The sequence below is a fragment of the Nocardia sp. NPDC019323 genome (genome assembly GCF_044389845.1).
Taxonomy (GTDB): domain Bacteria; phylum Actinomycetota; class Actinomycetes; order Mycobacteriales; family Mycobacteriaceae; genus Nocardia; species Nocardia implantans.
Window position 1 is genome coordinate 38,889 of sequence record NZ_JBIRYN010000014.1, and the last position, 17,822, is coordinate 56,710.

The following is a 17,822-nucleotide window of genomic DNA, read 5'->3' on the forward strand; positions in this document are numbered from 1 at the left end:
CCGGTTCGCATACCATCGCGAAGGTGATCACGGTGGCCACTTGGAACGTCCTGCATCGCGTCCACGCCGAGAACTGGTACGAGGACGTCGCCACCCGCTGGCCGGACGAGGGCGCGCGGATCGCCGAAGTCACCGCGCGAGTGGCCGAACGCACCGAGGGGATCATCGCGTTACAGGAGGTCAGCGGTGATCAGCTGGCGAGCCTGCGAATGGCCCTGCCGGACCGGACCTTCCACGCGATGCGGTATCAACGGCTGCCGACGCCGCGGCGCATGCCCAGCTCGCTGCTCGACGGCGGTGAGTACCTCGTGGTGCTCACCGCGGGGCCGAGCAGGGAGGTGACCGCCGAATCCTTCGCCCACGATCACGGCAAGGGCGCGCTGGTCGTGGACGTCGGCGGCCTGACGGTGATCGCCACCCACGTCACCGGCGACCGGCGGCGCACCGACCAGTTCGCCCGCCTGGCCGAACTCGCCACCGACGCAGCGGAGGACGCCGCGGTGCTGCTGGGCGACTTCAACACCGACCGCGCCACCGTCGCCGCCGCGCTGGGCGAGGACTTCGTGGTCGCCGAGCACAGCGCCGACGGGCTACCAACCCGCCCGCGTTCCTCGGGCGCGAAATCGCAGCACATCGACCACGTAGTGGTGCACGGCGCGACCGTCACGGCGGCGTCGGTCGACGACATCGGCGGGGTGTCCGACCACAATCTGGTGCACGCGACCGTCACGGTGTGAGGCTCCGGCCGGCAGGCGGAAACGCTGCACCGCAGAGCGTTTGGGCGCGATTGCGCGGCTCGGCTGGACATCCCGGCGCAGGTCCGTTCCGATGCGAACAAAAGCTACGACAGACGGTAGTATGAGCTGGTGCGTAATCCGACGATGATGGCGGCGCGACTGCGCGGCGCGTTCGTCGGATCCGCCGCCGCAGCGGTGAGCATCGCCGCGCACGCGCTCGGCGGCGGCACGATGGCGCCCGGGGCCGCGCCTGTCGCGCTGCTGATCGCCGCCTGCGCGGCGGTGGGCGTGCTGGCCGGGGCGCGGCCCCACCGGCACGGCATCGCCGAGATGATGGCCACGCTCGCGGTGGCGCAAGCAGTCGCGCACATCGCGTCCACGCTGTCGGCCCCGCATCAGCACGACGCGGGCGCGACCTCGGTCATGCTCGGCACGCATCTGGCGGCCGTCCCGCTCGGCGCGCTGCTCATCCGCGCCGCCGAACACGCTGTGCTGCGCGCGGCTTCCGACGTGCGCCGCACGGTGCGCGTGCTCGGCGAAGGGCCGAGCGCACCGGTCCGGATCGGCTCGCCCGCGTTCGAGCATGCTCCGCCCCATCCACGTCTCCCGCTGCTCGGTTCCGGCTGCGGCCTGCGCGGGCCGCCACCGCCGCGCTGACCTCTACCTCGCGCCGACGAGCAGCGCCATCGTCCCGGCCCCGCACTCGACGCTCGGTCCGCGACCTCGGATCGTCGCCGTCCGACGCGGTCGGCGAACGCCGTCGTCCACAGGGACGAACGCCGTCCGCCGCAGCTGGCACACGCCCGTCCGCTATGGCCGGCACACGCCGTCCCGCACCGGGTTCGACTGCGGTAGCCGACACGGGCATCGAGCCGACGAGCCGGTTCGCCGCGAATCCCGTGCCCTGCGTTCTCGAAGAATCCGCGGTGCGGCTGCAGGATTCGATCGAAGCCCCCGCCGCCGGAGTTCCCGGTCTTGTGGCGATGCTCGACGTGTTCACCGACAGCACGGCTGACCAGCGCCCGCCGACGGATCGGCCGATGCGCCTGCGCTTTCGTCGGCGCGCACCCACCGAATCTCACGACTTGTGGAGTCCCCATGCCTGACAACCTTTTCCTTCCACCCCGGGCCGCTCGCCTCCTGCGTGGCGCGCTCGCCGCCGCCGCGGTGCCCCTTCTCCTGACCGCGTGCTCGTCGGCCGACAAGACCGGCGACGTCGCATCAGCCGACGCGGTGACCATCTCCGACCAGTGGGTCAAGGCCGCCGACAGCGGGATGTCGGCCGCGTTCGGCGACCTGATCAACAGCGGCGACACCCCGCGCACCATCGTCTCGGCCACCAGTCCCGCCTCCGGCCGGATCGAATTGCACGAAGTGGTCGTCGACGCGAACGGGACGAAGGCGATGCGGCCCAAACGCGGCGGCTTCGTGATTCCCGCGCACGGCCGCACCCAGCTGCGCCCCGGCGGGGATCACATCATGTTCATGGACCTGCGCGGGCCCCTGCGCACGGGGTCGGAGACGTCGGTCACGCTGACCTTCGACGACGGCTCGACCACCACCTTCACCGCTCAGGTGCGCGACTTCGCGGGCAACCAGGAGAATTACCTGCCCGACCACGCGGGCGGCGAGGCACATGCGGGCGCGCAGACCCCCGCGCACGGTGGCTGACCGGAACGGACCGCGTCCCGCACGGATCAACCGGCGGCGTCTGCTGGGCGGCGGGGCCGCCGCGGCAGGCGTCGCAGGTGTCGGGCTCGGCGCGGCCGCCCGCATCGGACGGCGGGATTCCGATCCATCGCCGTGGGCGGCGACGGAGCCGTTCTACGGAGCGCACCAAGCGGGTATCGGCACCCGCCCGCAAGCGCACGCGGCGTTCGTCGCCGTCGATCTGCGACCGGGCGTCCGGCGCGACGACCTCGTGGGCCTGCTGAAGATATGGACCGGCGACGCCGCCCGGCTGACCGAGGGCCGCCCCGCCCTCGCGGACACCGAACCCGAACTCGCGCTGCGCCCGGCGCGGCTCACCGTCACGGTGGGTTTCGGGCCGGCGATGTTCGTGGCGGCCGGGCTGGAGCACCGCAAGCCGTCCTGGCTGCGGCCGCTGCCGCCGTTCACCATCGATCGGCTCGAATCCGCCTGGACCGGAGGCGATCTGCTCCTGCAGGTGTGCGCCGACGAGGCGACCACGGTGTCGCACACGGTGCGTGTGCTGTGCCGCAGCGTCACCTCGCTGGTCACTGTGCGCTGGGTGCAGCGCGGGTTCCGTGATGCCGCTCCCGGCCGCACACCGCGCAACCTGATGGGCCAGGTCGACGGCACGGTGAACCTGGCGCCCGGCACACCGGAATTCGACCGTCTGGTGTGGGACGGCGGGGCCGCGCAGCCCTGGCTGGGCGGCGGCACCTCGTGCGTCCTGCGGCGGATCGCGATGACGCTGGACACCTGGGATCAGATCGACCGAGAAGAAAGGGAACTCACCATCGGCCGCACCATCGCCGACGGTGCGCCGCTCACCGGACACCACGAGTTCGACGAGCCGGACTTCACGGCCGTCGACACGAACGGGATTCCGGTCATCCCGCCGTCGTCACACATCGCTCGCGCGCACCACACCAGCGACGGCGAGCGTTTCCTGCGCCGCGGCTACAACTACGACGACGCGCCGACGCCGGGCGCCACGTCCAACTCGGGTCTGCTGTTCGCCGCCTACCAGCGGGACGTCGACAGCCAGTTCCTTCCGGTGCAACGCCGGCTCGCGGAGTTCGACGCCCTCAATGTGTGGACGACCCCGATCGGTTCCGCGGTGTTCGCCATCCCGCCCGGGGTAGCCGCACCGGGCGGCTATCTCGGGCAATCGCTGTTCGAGGGGTGAGGCATGTCCGGCGCCGCGGGGGCGCCGGACATCTCAGGTCCACAGCACGGCCACCAGGACGTTGGCGATCGCCAGCACGCCGGCGGCGTCGCTCAGCCACGGCACCGGCTTGCCTCGCTTCTCGTCCGCGTGCCCGATCTCGGCGAACGCCGCCACCGCCACCGCGACGACCAGCTTCACGCCGATCTTCACCATGTTCGGATCCTTGCCGAGCGAGTCGATCGATTCGGCCATGCCGACCAGGACCAGCCCGGTGACCACCTGCAACCGCGCGCCCCAGACCATGACGTCCGATACGTTGGGGCGCCCGGCCACGTAACCACCCACCACGGCGGCCATTCCGAGCAGGTGCGCGACGACTACGACGTTGTAGATCAACTCTGACACGTTCACGCTGCCAACTTGCCATGGTTCGGGCGACAGCGCATTTCGCGACTACTCGACCGCCGGAACTACGTCGCGCGCAGCGTCACCTGACGGATGTGGCGGGTATGCCGCACGACCGACAGTAGATCGCACGAATTGCACCACACCCGTACGAAGGACGAACCACATGGTCGAAATCGGACGCGGTCGCATCCGGCGGCGCACCACCCGAGCAACCACCGCGATCGCGGCCGCGATCGCCGCGGGCGGTCTCGCCGTCGCGTGCACCGCGAGCAGAACCACGCACGCCGGCCCCACCGAGGACGCGCCGAAACCGACGATCGTCCTCGAACACGGCGCCTTCGCCGACGGATCCAGCTGGAACGACGTGATCGAGAAGTTGCGCGCGGACCACTATCCCGTGGTGGCCGCCGCCAACCCGTTGCGCGGACCCGCCGCGGACGCCACCACGCTGCGGGCGCTCGTCGACCACATCGGCGGCCCCGTGATCCTGGTCGGACATTCCTACGGCGGTTCCGTCATCAGCGCGGCCGCCGCCGGAAAGGACGAGGTGAAGGCGCTGGTCTTTGTCGCCGCCTTCCTGCCCGCGCCGGGCGAGACCGCGCTGGAGCTGACCGGAAAGTATCCGGGCTCCACCCTGCCCGGCACGTTGAACCCGGTGCCGTTCATCGGAATCGACGGCGGCGCCGGCACGGACCTCTATATCCAGCAGGACGAATTCCCTCAGCAGTTCGCCGCCGACGTCTCCGCCGACCGCGCCGCCCTGATGGCCGCCGCCCAGCGGCCGATCGCGCAGTCCGCGCTGGAGGAGAAGGCCACCGGCGCGGCATGGACCGAGAAACCCAGCTGGGACGTCATCACCACCGAAGACCGGAACATTCCGGTCGCGGCCCAGCGGTTCATGGCCGAGCGCGCCCACGCCAGCATCACCGAGGTCGCCGCTTCGCACTCCGTGGCCGTCTCGCACCCCGATGTGGTCGCCGACGTGATCGAGCAAGCCGCGCGGGCCACCCGCTGACCACATGGCCGGCCGTTGAACCCACTCGCGACCAGCGGCTTACGGCTGAATATCCTCCGCACCGAGCAGTCCTAGCGGTCACAGAGCATCCGAAATCCGCGCGGGCACAGCGCGGTCACGATCAGCCGGTGAACTCCCACACCGCCGGTCCCCGGCCGTGCAGTACCGCGGTCTCGGCTCCCAGCCACAGCGCCGCCGGGCCCGCGAAAAGCGCGGCGACGGCGCCCGCCGCCTGCCTGCCGGGGTGCGGCTCGGAGGGTAGCGGGCTGTCGTGCGTGGCCGCATGCCGCGCGGTCATCACGCTGCCCGCAGCGGGCCGGCGAAGGACTTGCGCAGCGAGGACGGGCCGACCAAGGGCAGCAGCGCGGCGAGGATCTTGCCTTTGACCGTCCGCGGAGTGCGCGTCAATTCCACGTCGACCCGGGTGCCGTCCTCGTCGGGGGCGGCCCGGAAGACCCAGCCGCCGCCCGCGCCGAAGAGTTTGGAGTCCAGGGTGGTGACGGTGACGGTGTCACCGGCCGGATCCCATTCGTAACGGGCGCGTTCCCACGCGGCCGCGGTGCCCTCGGTGACCTCCGCCCAGGTGTCACCGCGCTCGTGCACGACGAAGTGCTCGGCGTCGATGCTCGGCCATGCTTCGGCGCGGGCGGGGCCGAAATCGGTGAGCACGCGTACGACCTCGGCCGGGGACAGGGTGGACAGCAGGTGGAAGCGAACGGTGGCCATCGGGCTGCTCCTCGAGAATCGATCGATGCGGTCTGTGTCTGCGATTCCGGCCCCGTGTCGGCGGTTCCGGACGCTCATCGAGCATCGCTGTCGCGGGCAGGCCGCCGAATCCGTCGTGTGACGCTGTGCTGACGTAATCCGCTGCTCGGCGACGCCGTCGCGATGGCGGGCCCTACGTACACCGCGCGCTCACAGGTGGTCGGCGTCGATCACGGCCTGGGCGAACGGGCGTGGCGCCTCTTGCGGAACGTTGTGCCCGATGCCGTCGAGCACACGATGCTCGTATTTGCCGGCGAATTTGCCGCGGTAGCTTTTTCCGTCCTTGGCCGCGCCGTCGAAATCGCTGCTGACGGTGATGGCGGGCACGGTGACGGTGGCTCCGTCGAGTTGCCGTTCGTAGGCGTCGAATTCGGGTTCACCGGGCGCCAGGCCGAGCCGCCATCGGTAGTTGTGGATGACGATGTCGACGTGATCGGGATTGTCGAAGGCGGCGGCGCTGCGTTCGTAGGTGGCGTCGTCGAAGTTCCATTGCGGGGACGCGCGCCGCCAGATCAGCTTGTTGAATTCGCGGCGATTGCGGCTGTAGCCCAGCCGCCCGCGCTCGGTGGCGAAATAGTACTGATACCACCAGCCGAGTTCGGCCTCCGGCGCGAGCGGTTGCTGATTGGCCGCGATCTGGGTGACGAGATATCCGCTCACCGACACGATCGCCTTGCAGCGTTGCGGCCACAGTGCGGCGATGACGTCGACCGTCCGCGCGCCCCAGTCGAATCCGCCGAGCACCGCGCGATCGATGTGCAAGGCGTCCATGAGGTCGACGATGTCGCGCGCGATCGCGGTCTGCTGGCCGTTGCGCACGGTCCGATCGGAAAGGAAGGTGGTGGGTCCGTAGCCGCGCAGATACGGAACGATCACCCGGTACCCGGCCGCGGCGAGCAGCGGCCCGACATCGGCGAAACTGTAGGGATCATACGGCCAGCCGTGTAGCAGCACGACGGGTTGCCCGGTGGCGGGGCCGAATTCGGCGTATCCGACGTTCAGGACCCCGGCATCGATCTGCTTGACCGGACCGAGTGTGGTGTTGGCTCCGGCTCCCGCGCGCAGGTCGGCGCCCGGTGCGGCGGCGCGGTCGGCGGCGCAGGCCGCCAGCGAGGTCCCGGCAAGGCCCGTGGCGCCCGCCGCGAGCGCTCCGCCGAACAGTCGTCGTCTGCTGATGGTCATCCGAACTCCTAGTAGCCTTCGCGGAGGGCCGGTGGTGCCGAGCCGGAGCTCATCGCCCTTTCCGGCCACGCCGATGACGCTAGGCAGCGACCGGATGCCGTCGCGAGCGTCGGATGACGTAATCGCCGTCGGTCATCGGGGACGGTGCGCCGCCCGCTCGGCGCATGCCCGGCGCGCGTCACACGGTCGCGTCGTCGGCGGGCAGAAGCGCCGCCAGATCCGTGCGGGAGCTGACGCCGAGCTTGGGGAAGATCCGATGCAGGTGAGTGCTGACGGTTCGATGCGACAGGTACAGCCGCTGCCCGATCTCCCGGTTGGTCAGCCCCTGGGCCGCCAGCCTGGCGATGCTCAGCTCGTGCGGCGTCAGCCGGTCGCGGGCGTCGGGGTCGCGGTTCGGGCTCGATTCCCCGGCACCGCGCAGTTCCAGCCGGGCTCGTTCGCTCCACGCGCTGAACCCGAGCGCGTCGAAGATCTCCCTGGCCGTGCGCAGCTCGGTGCGGGATTCGACGACCCGGCGCTGCCGCCGCAGCCATTCACCGTAGGACAGGTGCAGCCGCCCCCGCTCGGCGGGCCAGACGGTGAGGTCTTCGGCGAGCGCGCTGGTGAAGTGAGCTTCTGCGTCGTCGTCGGCCAAGAGGGCATGGGCGTATCGCCATCCGATGTGCAGAGCGGGCGAGGGCGTGGACGCCACGGCTCGCTCCAGGTCGCGCAGCACATCTCGCAGCGCGTCGGCCCGCCCGGCCCGAATCGCCGCGTCGGTGAGTTCGGCCAGGAAATAGGCGCGCAGCGCGGGCGAATACGACGGGTCCCGCGGATCGTGCAACCGGCGCAGATCGGCGAAGGCGTCGTCGTACCGGCCCTCGCCGAGCGCCGCGAGCCCGCGCGCGAGTCGCACCGTGGCCAGGACCGGTCGTGCGCCCGCGGCGAGTCCGACCCGTTCCGCAGTACCCGCCAGCGTCGCCGCCTGCGCGTAATCACCTCTCAGCGCGGCGATTTCGGCTTGCACGGCGATGGCGAGCCCATACATGAAGGGCTGACCGGTTTCCTGGGCGAAGTCCGCGGCCTCGGCCGCGGCGGGCGCGGCGGCGGTGAGATCGCCGAGGCGAGCCAGGCTCCACGCCTGCACGGTGAGCGCACGCGGCAGCAGCCCCAGATGCCCGTCGGCGCGGAATCCCGGTGCGGCCGCGGCGGAGAAGTGGGCGGCGAGATCGAAAGCGCCCACCTGCAGGGACGCGCTGCCCAGAAACCGGTCGACCTCGGGAGCACGACCGGCGCCCGCGGCCAGGGCGCGCAGCATGCCGATAACCCGTTCCCCTCGCTCGAAGGGAGCGACATACGCGGAGACCGCGACCAGGCGCGGATCATCGTCGGGGATGGGAAGGTCGTCGGCCACGGCCAGCAGCGCGGGGCGCGCCCCTGGCTCGGGTTCGGCCCAGAAACAGCGCATCGCCGCACCCCACAGGATCCGCATCGCCGCGTCCGGGTGCCCGTCGGCGGCGACGGAGGCGGCCAGCTTCGCCAACTCGCCGATCCGCGAGGGACTTTCGCGTACGCCGTCGTCGAATCCGCTGAGCAGCCAGGCCGCCGTGGCCCGCTGCCGGGATGTGGTGGGCAGTGCGCGCGCGGCCGCGACGAGCCGCTCGGCGGTATCACGGCGGCCGGAATCGACGGCGACTTCGGCCGCGCGCAGCAATCGGTCCGCGCGCCGCCGCGGGTCGCCGCTGAGGTCGGCGGCTCGCTCCCATGCGGTGACGGCGCCGCCGCCGTGCCGCGCCCGTTCGGCGACCTCCTCCAACTCGCGCGCCACCTGTTCGTCCGGGCCGGCGGCGGCCGCGGCCCGCCGCCATGCGCGCCGTTCCGGGTCGGTGATGACGTCGACGAGCGCGCGGTGGACGCGCGCACGCTCGTCGGCCGTCGCCGTCGCGATCAAAGCCGAGCGCATCAGGGGATGCCGGAAGACGACGGTGCCGGGCCCGGTGGCCAGCAGCCGGGATTCGATAGCGGGCGTGAGGATTTCGAGCTCGGCCGGTGTGCCGAGGAGAACGCTCGCCGCGGCGAGTATCTCGGTGGCGGAGTCGCTGTCGTCGAGTGCGGCGACCAGCAGCGCGGTCCGGGTGGCGGCGGGCAGCGTCGCGCTGCGCGCGGTGAAAGCGCGTTCCAGCCGTTCGGTCAGCGGCGGCGGCGCGGGAAGCTCCGCGAGATCGCTCACCGCGGTCGGCAGCTCGGTCAGCGCCAGCGGGTTGCCGTGCGCCTCGGCCAGCAGCCGATCGCGGATTCGCGCGGGTAACCCGGGGGCCGCCTGGTCCAGCAGCGCGGCGGCGTCGTCCTCCGACAGCGGTTCGAGCCTCAGCACGCTCAGCCCCGCGTCGGCGAGCGGCGTGCCGTTCCCCTCGCGCAGGGTGGCGATCAGTGCGACCGGCTCGGCATCGATGCGGCGGGCGACGAACGCGAGGACCTCCGCGCTGGCGGGGTCGAGCCACTGCACATCCTCCGCGACGCAAAGCAGCGGCCGTTCGGCCGCCACGTCGGTCAGCAGCGTCAGCGCCGCGAGCCCGACCAGATATGCCGTGGGTTCCTCGCCGCTGTCCGACAGGCCCAGAGCGCTTGTCAGCGCGTCGAATTGCCGGGCGGGCAGCCCGTCCAGCGACTTTCGCAGCGGATACAGCAGCCGGTGCAGCCCGGCGTAGGCGTAGTTCTGCTCGGACTCCGCCCCCGCCGTCCGCAGCACCCGCGAGCCCGAGATGGCCGCCGCGGCGATCGCCTCCTGAACCAGCGCCGACTTCCCGACCCCGGCCTCACCCCGGATCAGAACCCCGTGGCGATCCCCGGGGCCCTCGACGAGCGCTACCAGCTCTTTCAGCTCGTCATCCCGCCCGACCAGCGGCATGGTGCGCGCTCCTTTCCGGCTCCGTTCGTGCCCGGCTCCCGCCGCGAACCCTACCGAAGCGGGCGAAACACAGACCCGAAACCGCGTAGCGGCCGGACGGCCGCGCGGCTAGGGTGACGAGTCGTTGTTGACGGACTTGGCTTCTCACCTGGCGGTGAGAGTATTCGGGGTTGACGTATGAGCAGCGCATCGGCCACTGTCACGCTCGACCGGCTGCGCCGGGATTTGCGGGAATTCGCGCGCCTGGCCCGAGCAGGTTACGACCCCGCCGTGGTGGATCCGGTGCTCGAAGCCCTCGCCGAGCTGTGGACCGGCTCGGTGGTAGGTGTGCGCACCACGACCCATCCGGTCCCCGACCGCGAAGTCAACGCCAGGGTGCAGCACTCGGGTCCACCGGCCGAGCTGGTGGAGACGTTGCGCGAAGCCGGACTGATCAGCTTCACCGGACATCCGATGGAGCGACTGCTGCACGAGGTCTGCGCGGAGATCCCGGCGGGATCAGCCGTCGACCTCTCCCTCACCGGCGGTGTGCAGAAGGTCTGGCTGTTCTTCGCCGACGTCCTCGATGTCGAGCGGATGCTCGCCTTTCCCGGTATCCCGGACGCGGCACGCTCGCATGCCGAGCACTTGACCCGCTACGGCGGCAAGGTCGGCATCCTTGCGGTCGATTTCCCCGCGCGAACCATGAACCTGTACTCCCAGGTGCTGCCCCCTGGTGCGGTCGGCGCCGACGACATCGCCACGATCCTGACCGATCTGAATTTCGTGGCGGCCACCGACGAAGAATTGGCCCTGTTCGACGGCACGTTCAACGTCTACCGCACGTTTTCCTGGACATCGCCGCGCATGCAGCGAGTCTGCTTCCCGCAGCGCTATCAGGAAGAGAACTTCCCGCGTCACCTCGATCCGGTGCTGACCCGTTTCGTCGACGGAGCCCCGCGCGCCTTCGAGGGCCCACGCGGCTTCACCCTCTACGCCGCCTACGGCCCGCGATCGCGCTACTACAAAGTGCAAGCCGAATACACCACCGTCCACGCTGCCGCCATCCCCGGCGGCGGCGCCCCGCCACCGGCGAAGTAGACGCGGCGTACCTCACGCGCGGACCGGACGGGCCCTCTGCCGCCGCGTGAAATACCGCCGGACGGACGGCGGCGAGGAGGCCACCGACGAACAGTGACCCAGCCGACAGCATAATCTGGAATTGTTCCAATAAAGCCAGGCGTTGTTCTCCCTGAAGATCCGAAAGGAGTGCAACCATGACCACGGCACATCAGACCCAGAAGCGAACCAATCGTCGTCTCGCCGACGAGGTCCGGAATTTCACCGGTTCCCCGCGGCTGGCGGCCGACCTGCAGCGCGTCCTCGTCGATCTCATCGAACTGCACCTGCAAGGTAAGCAGGCCCACTGGAACGTCGTCGGAACCAACTTCCGCGATCTGCACCTGCAGCTCGACGAACTCGTCGACGCGGCAAGGGAGGGCAGCGACACCATCGCCGAGCGGATGCGAGCCCTCGACGCGGTGCCCGACGGACGGTCCGACACCGTCGCCGCGACGACCAGCCTGCCGCCCTTCCCGGCCCAAGAGGTGAACTCCGCCGACGTCGTCGATCTCATCACGACCAGGACGTACGCGGCGATCGACACCATCCGCGACGTGCACGACGCCGTGGACGCCGAAGACCCGAGCACCAGCGATCTGCTCCATCAGATCACCGCCTCGCTGGAGAAACTGGCGTGGCTGATCAAGTCGGAGAACCGCAAGGTCTAGCCGCCGGTGAACTCGGGAGGTCTGCGCTCCGAGATGGCGGAAAGGGCCTCGTGATGGTCCTCGGTGTGGTGCGCGGCGGCCTGCATCGCGGCCGAGAGTTCCAGCAGGCTTTCCAAGCTCTGGTGTGTTCCCTCACGCAGCAGCCGCTTGGTCATCCGCAGCACCTGCGGCGGATTGCCGCACACCCGGGCGGCGAGCCCGCGGGCCGCCGCCATGAGGGCGCTCGGCTCGACCACTTCGCAGACCAGTCCCCAGTCGAGTGCGGTGTTCGCATCGATCGGCTCGCCGGTGAAGGCCATCTCGCAGGCCCTTGCCATGCCGATCGCCCTCGGCAGCAGCCAGGCGCCGCCGTCACCGGGGACGAGCCCGACTTTGACGAAGCTCTCGGCGAAGACCGCCGTGGTGGCGGCGACGCGCATATCGCACATCAGCGCCAGATCCAACCCCGCGCCGACGGCCGGGCCGTTGACGGCGGCGATGGTGGGTATCTCGCAGTGGTACAGGGCTTTCGGGATGCGCTGAATACCGTGCCGGTATGCCTGTCGCAGCTGCGCCGGTGTGCCGCCGAACATCCCGGTCCGCGTGCGCATGTGCTTGACGTTGCCGCCGGAGGAGAACGCCGGGCCCGCGCCGGTGAGGATCGCCGCCCGCAGACTGTGATCCCGGTTGGCCGACGCCACCGCGTCCTCGATGGCGGCGATGGTGTCGGCTTCGGAGATCGGATTGCGGGCTTGCGGGTTATTCAAGGTCCAGACGACCACATCCCCGGTCCGTTCGATGAGGAGCGGGTCACTCATCGCGATCTCCGGCGGGGTTCTCGGTCAGCACGATTCGCACGTCGACCGGGGTGCGGGCGGACCCCGACGCGATCACCGGATTGAGATCCAGTTCGGAGATCTCCGGGTGCTCGGCAACGAAGTCCCCGACACGGACGAGAAAACGCGCGAGACTGTCGCGATCGACCGCAGGCAGATGCCGGTAGCCGTCGAGCATCCGGGAAGCGATCGTCTCCTGGATCATCTGGCCCGCTTCCGATTCGGTGAGCGGGACCGCCCGGAAGGTGACGTCCCGCACCGCGTCGACCAGCACCCCGCCGGTGCCGAACGCCAGCACGGGCCCGAAGACCGGATCGCGAGTGGCGCCCACGAGCAACTCCACACCGGCGTCGGCCATGGGCGTCACGATCATGCCGTCGATGCGGGCGCCGGGCACTTTCGCGGTGACCGCGTCGACGATGGCCGCGGCGTGCTCGCTCGCGGTTGCGGCCACCACGCCCAGCCTGACCCCTCCCACGTCGGACTTGTGGATCACCTGCGGGGAGACGACTTTCACCGCGCAGGGCCGACCGAACGCGGCGACGGCCGCGCCCACCGCGTCGAGGTCGCGCACGAAGGTCCATTCGCCGACGTCGACTCCCGCGTCCGCCAGCGCCCGCCGCGCGGCGGGCTCGTCGAGAACTCCCGATCCCGGGATGGGCCGAGCCGGCGGCGGCAACAGCAGTGAGGAACGCCGGGCGCGGTCGGCCCGCACGCGGCCACGCCGCTGCAAGGCGGCGACCACCCGTGCGGCGTGCTCGATCGAGCCGAGCACCGGTACGCCGCCCGCCCGCAGCCGGTCGTGGTTGGCGATATCGAGACTCGCGTAGCAGCTCTGGATCAACAGCGGCACATCGTATTCGGCGGAGAGCGCGAGCAAGGCGCCCGCGGCGGCGTCTTCGGCCTCGCGCAACGCTGGATCGAACCGCAGATGGTAGCCGCCGTACAGCCCGATGATCAGCACGAGACCCACAGCGGGGTCGCGCATGAGGATCTCGGCGGCTTCGGCGAAGACCATCGGGTCGGCGTCGGCGGCGCCCGCGATGTCCACCGGGCCTGCCACCGCGGCGGCGCTGCCGAGCAGCCGCCGCAACTGCCGCCGGGTTCGCTCGCTCAGCCGCGCCACTTCGATGCCCTGCGCGGCCATGGCATCCGCCGCCAACGCGGCGTGACCGCCGCCGTCGCTGAGGACCGCCACCGTGCGGCCGGGAGCGATGGGAACGCAGGTGGCGAGCGCCGCGGCGACGACAGCGAGTTCGTCGGAACGGTCGACCAGTTCCACCCCGGCCTGGCGCAGTACGGCGGTCGCCACCGCGTCCGAACCGGCGATCGAGCCGGTATGCGAGGCCGCGGCGCGGCGGCCACCCTCCGAACGCCCGCCGCGCAGCAGCACCACCGGCGTCTCCGGCACAGTCGCGGCGGCCGCGGTCAGGAACGACCGCCCGTCGGCGAATCCCTCGGAGTGGATCGCCACCACACCGGTTTCCGGATGACGGGCGAGTTCGACGAGGCATTCGTCGTAGCGGACGTCGGCTTGGTTACCCAGCCCCACGTACGCGTGGAAGCCGGGACCTTTCGCGGCGCGGTCGTCGTTCACCAGCGACAGCAGCATGTTCCCGCTCTGGGTGATGACACTGATCGGTCCGCGCGGCACATCCGGCAGACCGACGAGATTCGCACCGGAGGTCAGATTCAGCAGTCCGGAGGTGTTCGGGCCGATCACCCGGATCCCGGTCTCCTCGATCACCTCGGCCAGCGCCGCGGCGAGGTCGGCGCCCTCCGCCCCGATCTCGCCGAAACCGTTCGCCAGCACCACCGCTCCGGCGATACCCGCGGCCGCGCACTCCCGCAGCGCTCCCGGCACCGCCGCCGCGGGCACGGCGATCAACGCGACGTCGGCGCCCGCGGGAACCTGATCGATGGAGGCGAGGACGTCGAGGCCGAGGATCCGGTCCGCGTTCGGGTTGACCGGGTAGACGGGATGGGCGTATCCGTCCTCCAGCAGGGCCCGGAGGACTTGATGCCCACGCTTCGCCGGGTCGGCGGACGCGCCGACCACCACGATGGAGTGGGGGTCGACCAGCCGTTCGAGCGCGGTGCGGACCGGTGCGTCGAGTGTGGTCATGTCACTTTCCTTCGAACACAGGAGTGCGGCGTTCGGCGAAGGCCGCGACGCCCTCGGCCCAGTCCCGGGTCGCCATCAACTCGAGGATCTGGCGCGGCTCGGTGGCGAGGGCGACGTCGAGGGGATCGTCACGGCGCAGCGCTGCCTTCATCCGCGCCAGCGGCAACGGAGCTTTGGCGGCCAGCGATTCGGCGAGTCCGCGCGCGGTGTCGAGAAGGATGTCGCCGGAGACGGACGCGTAGGCCAGCCCCCAGTCGAAGGCCCTTGCCGCGTCGCATCGTTCGCCGAGGATGAGCAGGTCGGCAGCCCGGCGCAGACCGATCAGCCTGGGCAGTCGATGGGTGACTCCGCCGCCGACGAACGTCCCGATACTCACCTCGGGAAAACCGATCTGGGCATCGTCGGCCATGACGAGAAAGTCCGCGCTGACGGCCAGTTCGGCACCGGCGCCGAGCGCGTAGCCCGCGACGGCGGCGACCACGGGCGTGTCCATCCGCTGGATCTGCTCGCACGCGCGCTGCGCGAGATCGAGGTAATGCGCTTGCTCGGCGGGCGTTCGAGTGCCGGAGCGGTGCGCTTTCAGATCCGCGCCCGCGCAGAACGCGCGACCGGCACCATGCAGGATCACGCAGCGCACCTGCGGATCGGAATCGGCGACGACCAGATGACCGATCAACGCTTCGTAGAGCTCCTCGCTGACCGCGTTGAGCCGCTCCGGGCGGTTCAGCGTCAGCGTCGCGATGGGACCGGACCTGCTCACCAGCACCGTGGACATCTTTCAGTTCCTCCTGCTCGGGGTCGAAGCCACACTATGCCATATAAATTGCATTCCCAGCAGTGGATGCAAATCAATTTGCAAACGCGAGGCGGGCGGCGTTGCATGACCGACCATCCGTTACCCGGGTCACAGCCCACGGTCCTTGGGAGGCATCGTGCCCACCGCAATCCCCCCTGCGGGAAATCTGCAGCACGCCATCAACACTCGTCAGCTCACGATGATCGGGATCGGCGGCGTCATCGGCGCAGGCTTGTTCGTCGGCAGCGGCAACGCGATCGCGGCCGCCGGGCCCGGCATCGTCCTGGCCTATCTGTGCACCGGCGTGGTCGTCATCCTGGTGATGCGCATGCTGGCCGAACTGGCCACGGCCAGTCCGGAGACCGGTTCGTTCTCCAGCTACGCCGCACGTGAACTCGGGCCGTGGGCCGGGCTGTCGGTCGGGTGGGTCTACAGCTACCACTGGTGCGTGACGGTCGCGTTCGAGGCCGTCGCGGGTGGCGCGATCGCCAACCAACTACTGCCCGCCGCGCCCGCCTGGGCGTTCGCCTTGCTCTTCCTGTGCGTTCTGACCGGAGTCAATCTGGCCGCGGTCAGCTCGTTCGCGCGTTTCGAGTTCTGGTTCGCCCTGGTCAAGGTCGCCGCGATCGTCGTCTTCATCGGCATCGGCATCGCCGCGATCTGCGGCGCGTTCCCGCATTACGCGGCGCCGGGCACGACGAACCTGCTGGGACGAGGCGGCTTGCTGCCCAACGGCTTCACTCCCCTGCTGGCCGCGTCGCTGACGGTCTTCTTCTCCTACTTCGGCACCGAATTGGTGACCATCGCCGCGGGTGAGGCCGCCGATCCGGTCGACGCCGTTCGATCGAGCATGCGCAGCGTCGCCGGGCGCATCCTGATCTTCTACGTGGGCTCGATGCTGGTGGTCGTGACATTGCTGCCCTGGGACAGCGCCGAGATCACCGAAAGCCCGTACACCGCGGTGCTGAACCTGCTGAACATTCCCGGCGCCAGGACCATCATGAATCTGATCGTGCTCACCGCGGTGCTGTCGTGCCTGAACTCCGGGCTCTATTCCGCATCGCGCATGCTGTTCTCGCTGGCCCGGCGCGGCGAGGGACCGCGACCACTCGGCCGCACCACCCGTTCCGGCGTGCCTGCGGCCGGGGTTCTCGCCGCCGCGAGCGCCGGGTTCCTGGCCGTGGCCGCGAACTACTTCCTGCCCACCGGGGCGGTCTTCAGCTTCCTGCTCAGTTCCTCCGGCGCGGTCGCGGTGATCGTCTACCTGTACATCTGCGCCACCTACATCGCCGGCCGGCGCAACGGCGCCGCCGTGGAATCCGCCGCGCCTGCGGTGCGGATGTGGGGGGCTTCCTACCTGCCGTACCTGGTCCTGGTCACTTTGCTGGGCATCGTGGTGGGCATGGTGTTCGGATCCGGCACCCGGACGCCGCTGGCGCTGACTCTCGTGGTCACCTTCCTGGCCGTGGCCGCGGGCGTGCTGCACCAGCGGCGCGCGGGCCGGAATGCGGCGATGGCGCCGGTGAATCAGCCACGGGCACCGGAAGATCAGTCGCCGTCGGCGGCGTAGACGCCGAATTCGTCCAGGAGTCGTTCCTCTTCCAACAGCGTCTCACGCACCTCGTGGCCGAGCAGGTGGGCCACCGCACCGGACATCGCCTGGACGATCGAGGTGAACGCGGTCATCGACCGCAGCACGCTGGCGCTCGACGCCTCGACGTAGAAGGTCTCGTGCGCCGCCGCCGCCAGCGGCGAGACCGGGGTGTCGGTCAGGGCCACCACGTGCGCGCCGCGCCTGCGGGCCCACTGCGCCGCGCGGACGGTGTCCAGGCTGTAGCGATGGATCGAGAGGGCAACGAAACAATCTCCCGGGCGCACGCGCCGCAGCTCGTCCGTCAGCGAGCCCCTGGTCCCCGTCACGCTCGCGACGTCCTCCCGCAGCAGCCCGAGCAGGTAGCCCAGCAGGTAAGCCGGAGCGTGGCACTTGCGCAGGCCCATCACGTGCACTCGCGGCGCGCGCGCCAGTTGCGTGGCCACCGCGTCCCAGGTGGCGTCCGCGATGCCGGCGAAGGAGCGGGCGATATTCGCCTGGTCCAGCACCACTTGGCGCTCCCGCAGTCCCGCACCCTGCTCCATCAAGTGCTCGAGGTTTTCGAAACGCCGCAGCAGCTGCGCCTGCTCCCGCAGCCGTTCCTGGCACAGGCGGGCCAGACCGGGGTACCCCTTCAGCCCGAGACCGTTCGCGAACCGCACCACGGTCGCCTCGTTGACCGTCACCGCGCTCGCCAGATCGGACACGGTCATGAACGCCACCGCCTCCGGGTCCGACAGGACCCGCTCGGCCAGCTTCTTGTGCGAGGCCGACAGCGAACTCCACCTGGCGCGGATCTCGCCGACCAGATCGTCGAACGTGGCCGGACCGGTCGCCGACTCCGCATTCGCGCCCACCGCGCCTCCTCCACCACA

General features: G+C 70.4%; 17 protein-coding genes. 8 read left to right on the top strand and 9 right to left on the bottom strand.

Going from position 1 to position 17,822, the window contains the following annotated elements; all coding sequences use genetic code 11:
- Positions 1-32 precede the first annotated feature (32 nt).
- The 4 genes from ACH49X_RS31945 (at position 33) to ACH49X_RS31960 (ending at position 3,612) form a co-directional block, all read left to right on the top strand.
- The gene (locus ACH49X_RS31945) at positions 33-737 is read left to right on the top strand and encodes an endonuclease/exonuclease/phosphatase family protein (protein ID WP_323124635.1); all 705 of its coding nucleotides are present in this window, start codon (positions 33-35) and stop codon (positions 735-737) included.
- Between the two features lie 129 nt (positions 738-866).
- Positions 867-1,394 (top strand): hypothetical protein, encoded by a 528-nt coding sequence (locus tag ACH49X_RS31950; RefSeq protein WP_357109920.1) that lies wholly within the window; start codon positions 867-869, stop codon positions 1,392-1,394.
- Positions 1,395-1,835: 441 nt separating this feature from the next.
- Positions 1,836-2,408: a copper chaperone PCu(A)C gene (locus ACH49X_RS31955; RefSeq protein WP_195083048.1), complete on the top strand. Its 573-nt coding sequence runs from the start codon at positions 1,836-1,838 to the stop codon at positions 2,406-2,408.
- A complete protein-coding gene (locus ACH49X_RS31960) occupies positions 2,401-3,612 on the top strand; it encodes a Dyp-type peroxidase (protein WP_357208664.1) in 1,212 nt (403 codons plus the stop codon). The genes ACH49X_RS31955 and ACH49X_RS31960 overlap by 8 nt, the downstream gene beginning before the upstream one ends.
- 33 nt (positions 3,613-3,645) lie before the next feature.
- On the opposite strand, the gene ACH49X_RS31965 is transcribed toward ACH49X_RS31960, so the two are convergent.
- A complete protein-coding gene (locus ACH49X_RS31965; protein ID WP_357208716.1) occupies positions 3,646-3,951 on the bottom strand; it encodes a hypothetical protein in 306 nt (101 codons plus the stop codon).
- A gap of 214 nt (positions 3,952-4,165) precedes the next feature.
- On the opposite strand from ACH49X_RS31965, the gene ACH49X_RS31970 reads away from it, so the two are divergent.
- The gene (locus ACH49X_RS31970; protein WP_357208665.1) at positions 4,166-5,017 is read left to right on the top strand and encodes an alpha/beta hydrolase; all 852 of its coding nucleotides are present in this window, start codon (positions 4,166-4,168) and stop codon (positions 5,015-5,017) included.
- A gap of 121 nt (positions 5,018-5,138) precedes the next feature.
- On the opposite strand, the gene ACH49X_RS31975 is transcribed toward ACH49X_RS31970, so the two are convergent.
- The 4 genes from ACH49X_RS31975 to ACH49X_RS31990 form a co-directional block, all read right to left on the bottom strand.
- Positions 5,139-5,315, bottom strand: coding sequence for a hypothetical protein (locus ACH49X_RS31975; protein WP_195083045.1), 177 nt, complete (start codon positions 5,313-5,315; stop codon positions 5,139-5,141).
- Positions 5,315-5,743 carry a hypothetical protein gene (locus ACH49X_RS31980; protein WP_357208667.1) on the bottom strand — a complete coding sequence of 143 codons (429 nt, stop codon included), beginning with the start codon at positions 5,741-5,743 and terminating at the stop codon, positions 5,315-5,317. The genes ACH49X_RS31975 and ACH49X_RS31980 overlap by 1 nt, the downstream gene beginning before the upstream one ends.
- Positions 5,744-5,932: 189 nt before the next feature.
- Entirely contained in the window at positions 5,933-6,964 is a 1,032-nt protein-coding gene (locus tag ACH49X_RS31985) for an alpha/beta hydrolase (RefSeq protein WP_357109909.1), read from the bottom strand.
- A gap of 178 nt (positions 6,965-7,142) precedes the next feature.
- Positions 7,143-9,851, bottom strand: a complete 2,709-nt coding sequence (locus tag ACH49X_RS31990) for an AAA family ATPase (protein WP_195083042.1) — start codon at positions 9,849-9,851, stop codon at positions 7,143-7,145.
- A gap of 177 nt (positions 9,852-10,028) precedes the next feature.
- Here ACH49X_RS31990 and ACH49X_RS31995 point away from each other — a divergent pair, with 177 nt between their 5' ends.
- Together ACH49X_RS31995 and ACH49X_RS32000 are read left to right on the top strand one after the other, a co-directional pair.
- Positions 10,029-10,931, top strand: coding sequence for an aromatic prenyltransferase (locus tag ACH49X_RS31995; protein WP_357208668.1), 903 nt, complete (start codon positions 10,029-10,031; stop codon positions 10,929-10,931).
- Positions 10,932-11,107: 176 nt separating this feature from the next.
- Positions 11,108-11,620 carry a Dps family protein gene (locus tag ACH49X_RS32000; protein ID WP_195083040.1) on the top strand — a complete coding sequence of 171 codons (513 nt, stop codon included), beginning with the start codon at positions 11,108-11,110 and terminating at the stop codon, positions 11,618-11,620.
- On the opposite strand, the gene ACH49X_RS32005 is transcribed toward ACH49X_RS32000, so the two are convergent.
- From ACH49X_RS32005 to ACH49X_RS32015, 3 genes are read right to left on the bottom strand one after another with little or no spacing between them, the layout of a single operon-like run.
- Positions 11,617-12,417, bottom strand: coding sequence for a crotonase/enoyl-CoA hydratase family protein (locus tag ACH49X_RS32005; protein ID WP_195083039.1), 801 nt, complete (start codon positions 12,415-12,417; stop codon positions 11,617-11,619). The two genes, ACH49X_RS32000 and ACH49X_RS32005, sit on opposite strands and share 4 nt — an antisense overlap.
- The gene (locus ACH49X_RS32010) at positions 12,410-14,560 is read right to left on the bottom strand and encodes an acetate--CoA ligase family protein (RefSeq protein WP_357208669.1); all 2,151 of its coding nucleotides are present in this window, start codon (positions 14,558-14,560) and stop codon (positions 12,410-12,412) included. The genes ACH49X_RS32005 and ACH49X_RS32010 overlap by 8 nt, the downstream gene beginning before the upstream one ends.
- Before the next feature lies 1 nt (position 14,561).
- Positions 14,562-15,335, bottom strand: coding sequence for an enoyl-CoA hydratase/isomerase family protein (locus ACH49X_RS32015; protein WP_195083037.1), 774 nt, complete (start codon positions 15,333-15,335; stop codon positions 14,562-14,564).
- Between the two features lie 157 nt (positions 15,336-15,492).
- Here ACH49X_RS32015 and ACH49X_RS32020 point away from each other — a divergent pair, with 157 nt between their 5' ends.
- The gene (locus ACH49X_RS32020) at positions 15,493-16,926 is read left to right on the top strand and encodes an amino acid permease (RefSeq protein WP_357208670.1); all 1,434 of its coding nucleotides are present in this window, start codon (positions 15,493-15,495) and stop codon (positions 16,924-16,926) included.
- On the opposite strand, the gene ACH49X_RS32025 is transcribed toward ACH49X_RS32020, so the two are convergent.
- Positions 16,905-17,804 (bottom strand): MurR/RpiR family transcriptional regulator, encoded by a 900-nt coding sequence (locus tag ACH49X_RS32025; RefSeq protein WP_357208671.1) that lies wholly within the window; start codon positions 17,802-17,804, stop codon positions 16,905-16,907. The genes ACH49X_RS32020 and ACH49X_RS32025 overlap by 22 nt on opposite strands.
- Positions 17,805-17,822: the final 18 nt, after the last annotated feature.

Excerpts from the sequence above, each read along its gene's own strand:
- ACH49X_RS31955 (WP_195083048.1), top strand. The coding sequence starts at position 1,836 with ATGCCTGACAACCTTTTCCTTCCACCCCGGGCCGCTCGCCTCCTGCGT.
- ACH49X_RS31965 (WP_357208716.1), bottom strand. The coding sequence starts at position 3,951 with ATGGCCGCCGTGGTGGGTGGTTACGTGGCCGGGCGCCCCAACGTATCG.
- ACH49X_RS31970 (WP_357208665.1), top strand. The coding sequence starts at position 4,166 with ATGGTCGAAATCGGACGCGGTCGCATCCGGCGGCGCACCACCCGAGCA.
- ACH49X_RS31975 (WP_195083045.1), bottom strand. The coding sequence starts at position 5,315 with ATGACCGCGCGGCATGCGGCCACGCACGACAGCCCGCTACCCTCCGAG.
- ACH49X_RS31980 (WP_357208667.1), bottom strand. The coding sequence starts at position 5,743 with ATGGCCACCGTTCGCTTCCACCTGCTGTCCACCCTGTCCCCGGCCGAG.
- ACH49X_RS31985 (WP_357109909.1), bottom strand. The coding sequence starts at position 6,964 with ATGACCATCAGCAGACGACGACTGTTCGGCGGAGCGCTCGCGGCGGGC.
- ACH49X_RS31990 (WP_195083042.1), bottom strand. The coding sequence starts at position 9,851 with ATGCCGCTGGTCGGGCGGGATGACGAGCTGAAAGAGCTGGTAGCGCTC.
- ACH49X_RS31995 (WP_357208668.1), top strand. The coding sequence starts at position 10,029 with ATGAGCAGCGCATCGGCCACTGTCACGCTCGACCGGCTGCGCCGGGAT.
- ACH49X_RS32000 (WP_195083040.1), top strand. The coding sequence starts at position 11,108 with ATGACCACGGCACATCAGACCCAGAAGCGAACCAATCGTCGTCTCGCC.
- ACH49X_RS32005 (WP_195083039.1), bottom strand. The coding sequence starts at position 12,417 with ATGAGTGACCCGCTCCTCATCGAACGGACCGGGGATGTGGTCGTCTGG.
- ACH49X_RS32010 (WP_357208669.1), bottom strand. The coding sequence starts at position 14,560 with ATGACCACACTCGACGCACCGGTCCGCACCGCGCTCGAACGGCTGGTC.
- ACH49X_RS32015 (WP_195083037.1), bottom strand. The coding sequence starts at position 15,335 with ATGTCCACGGTGCTGGTGAGCAGGTCCGGTCCCATCGCGACGCTGACG.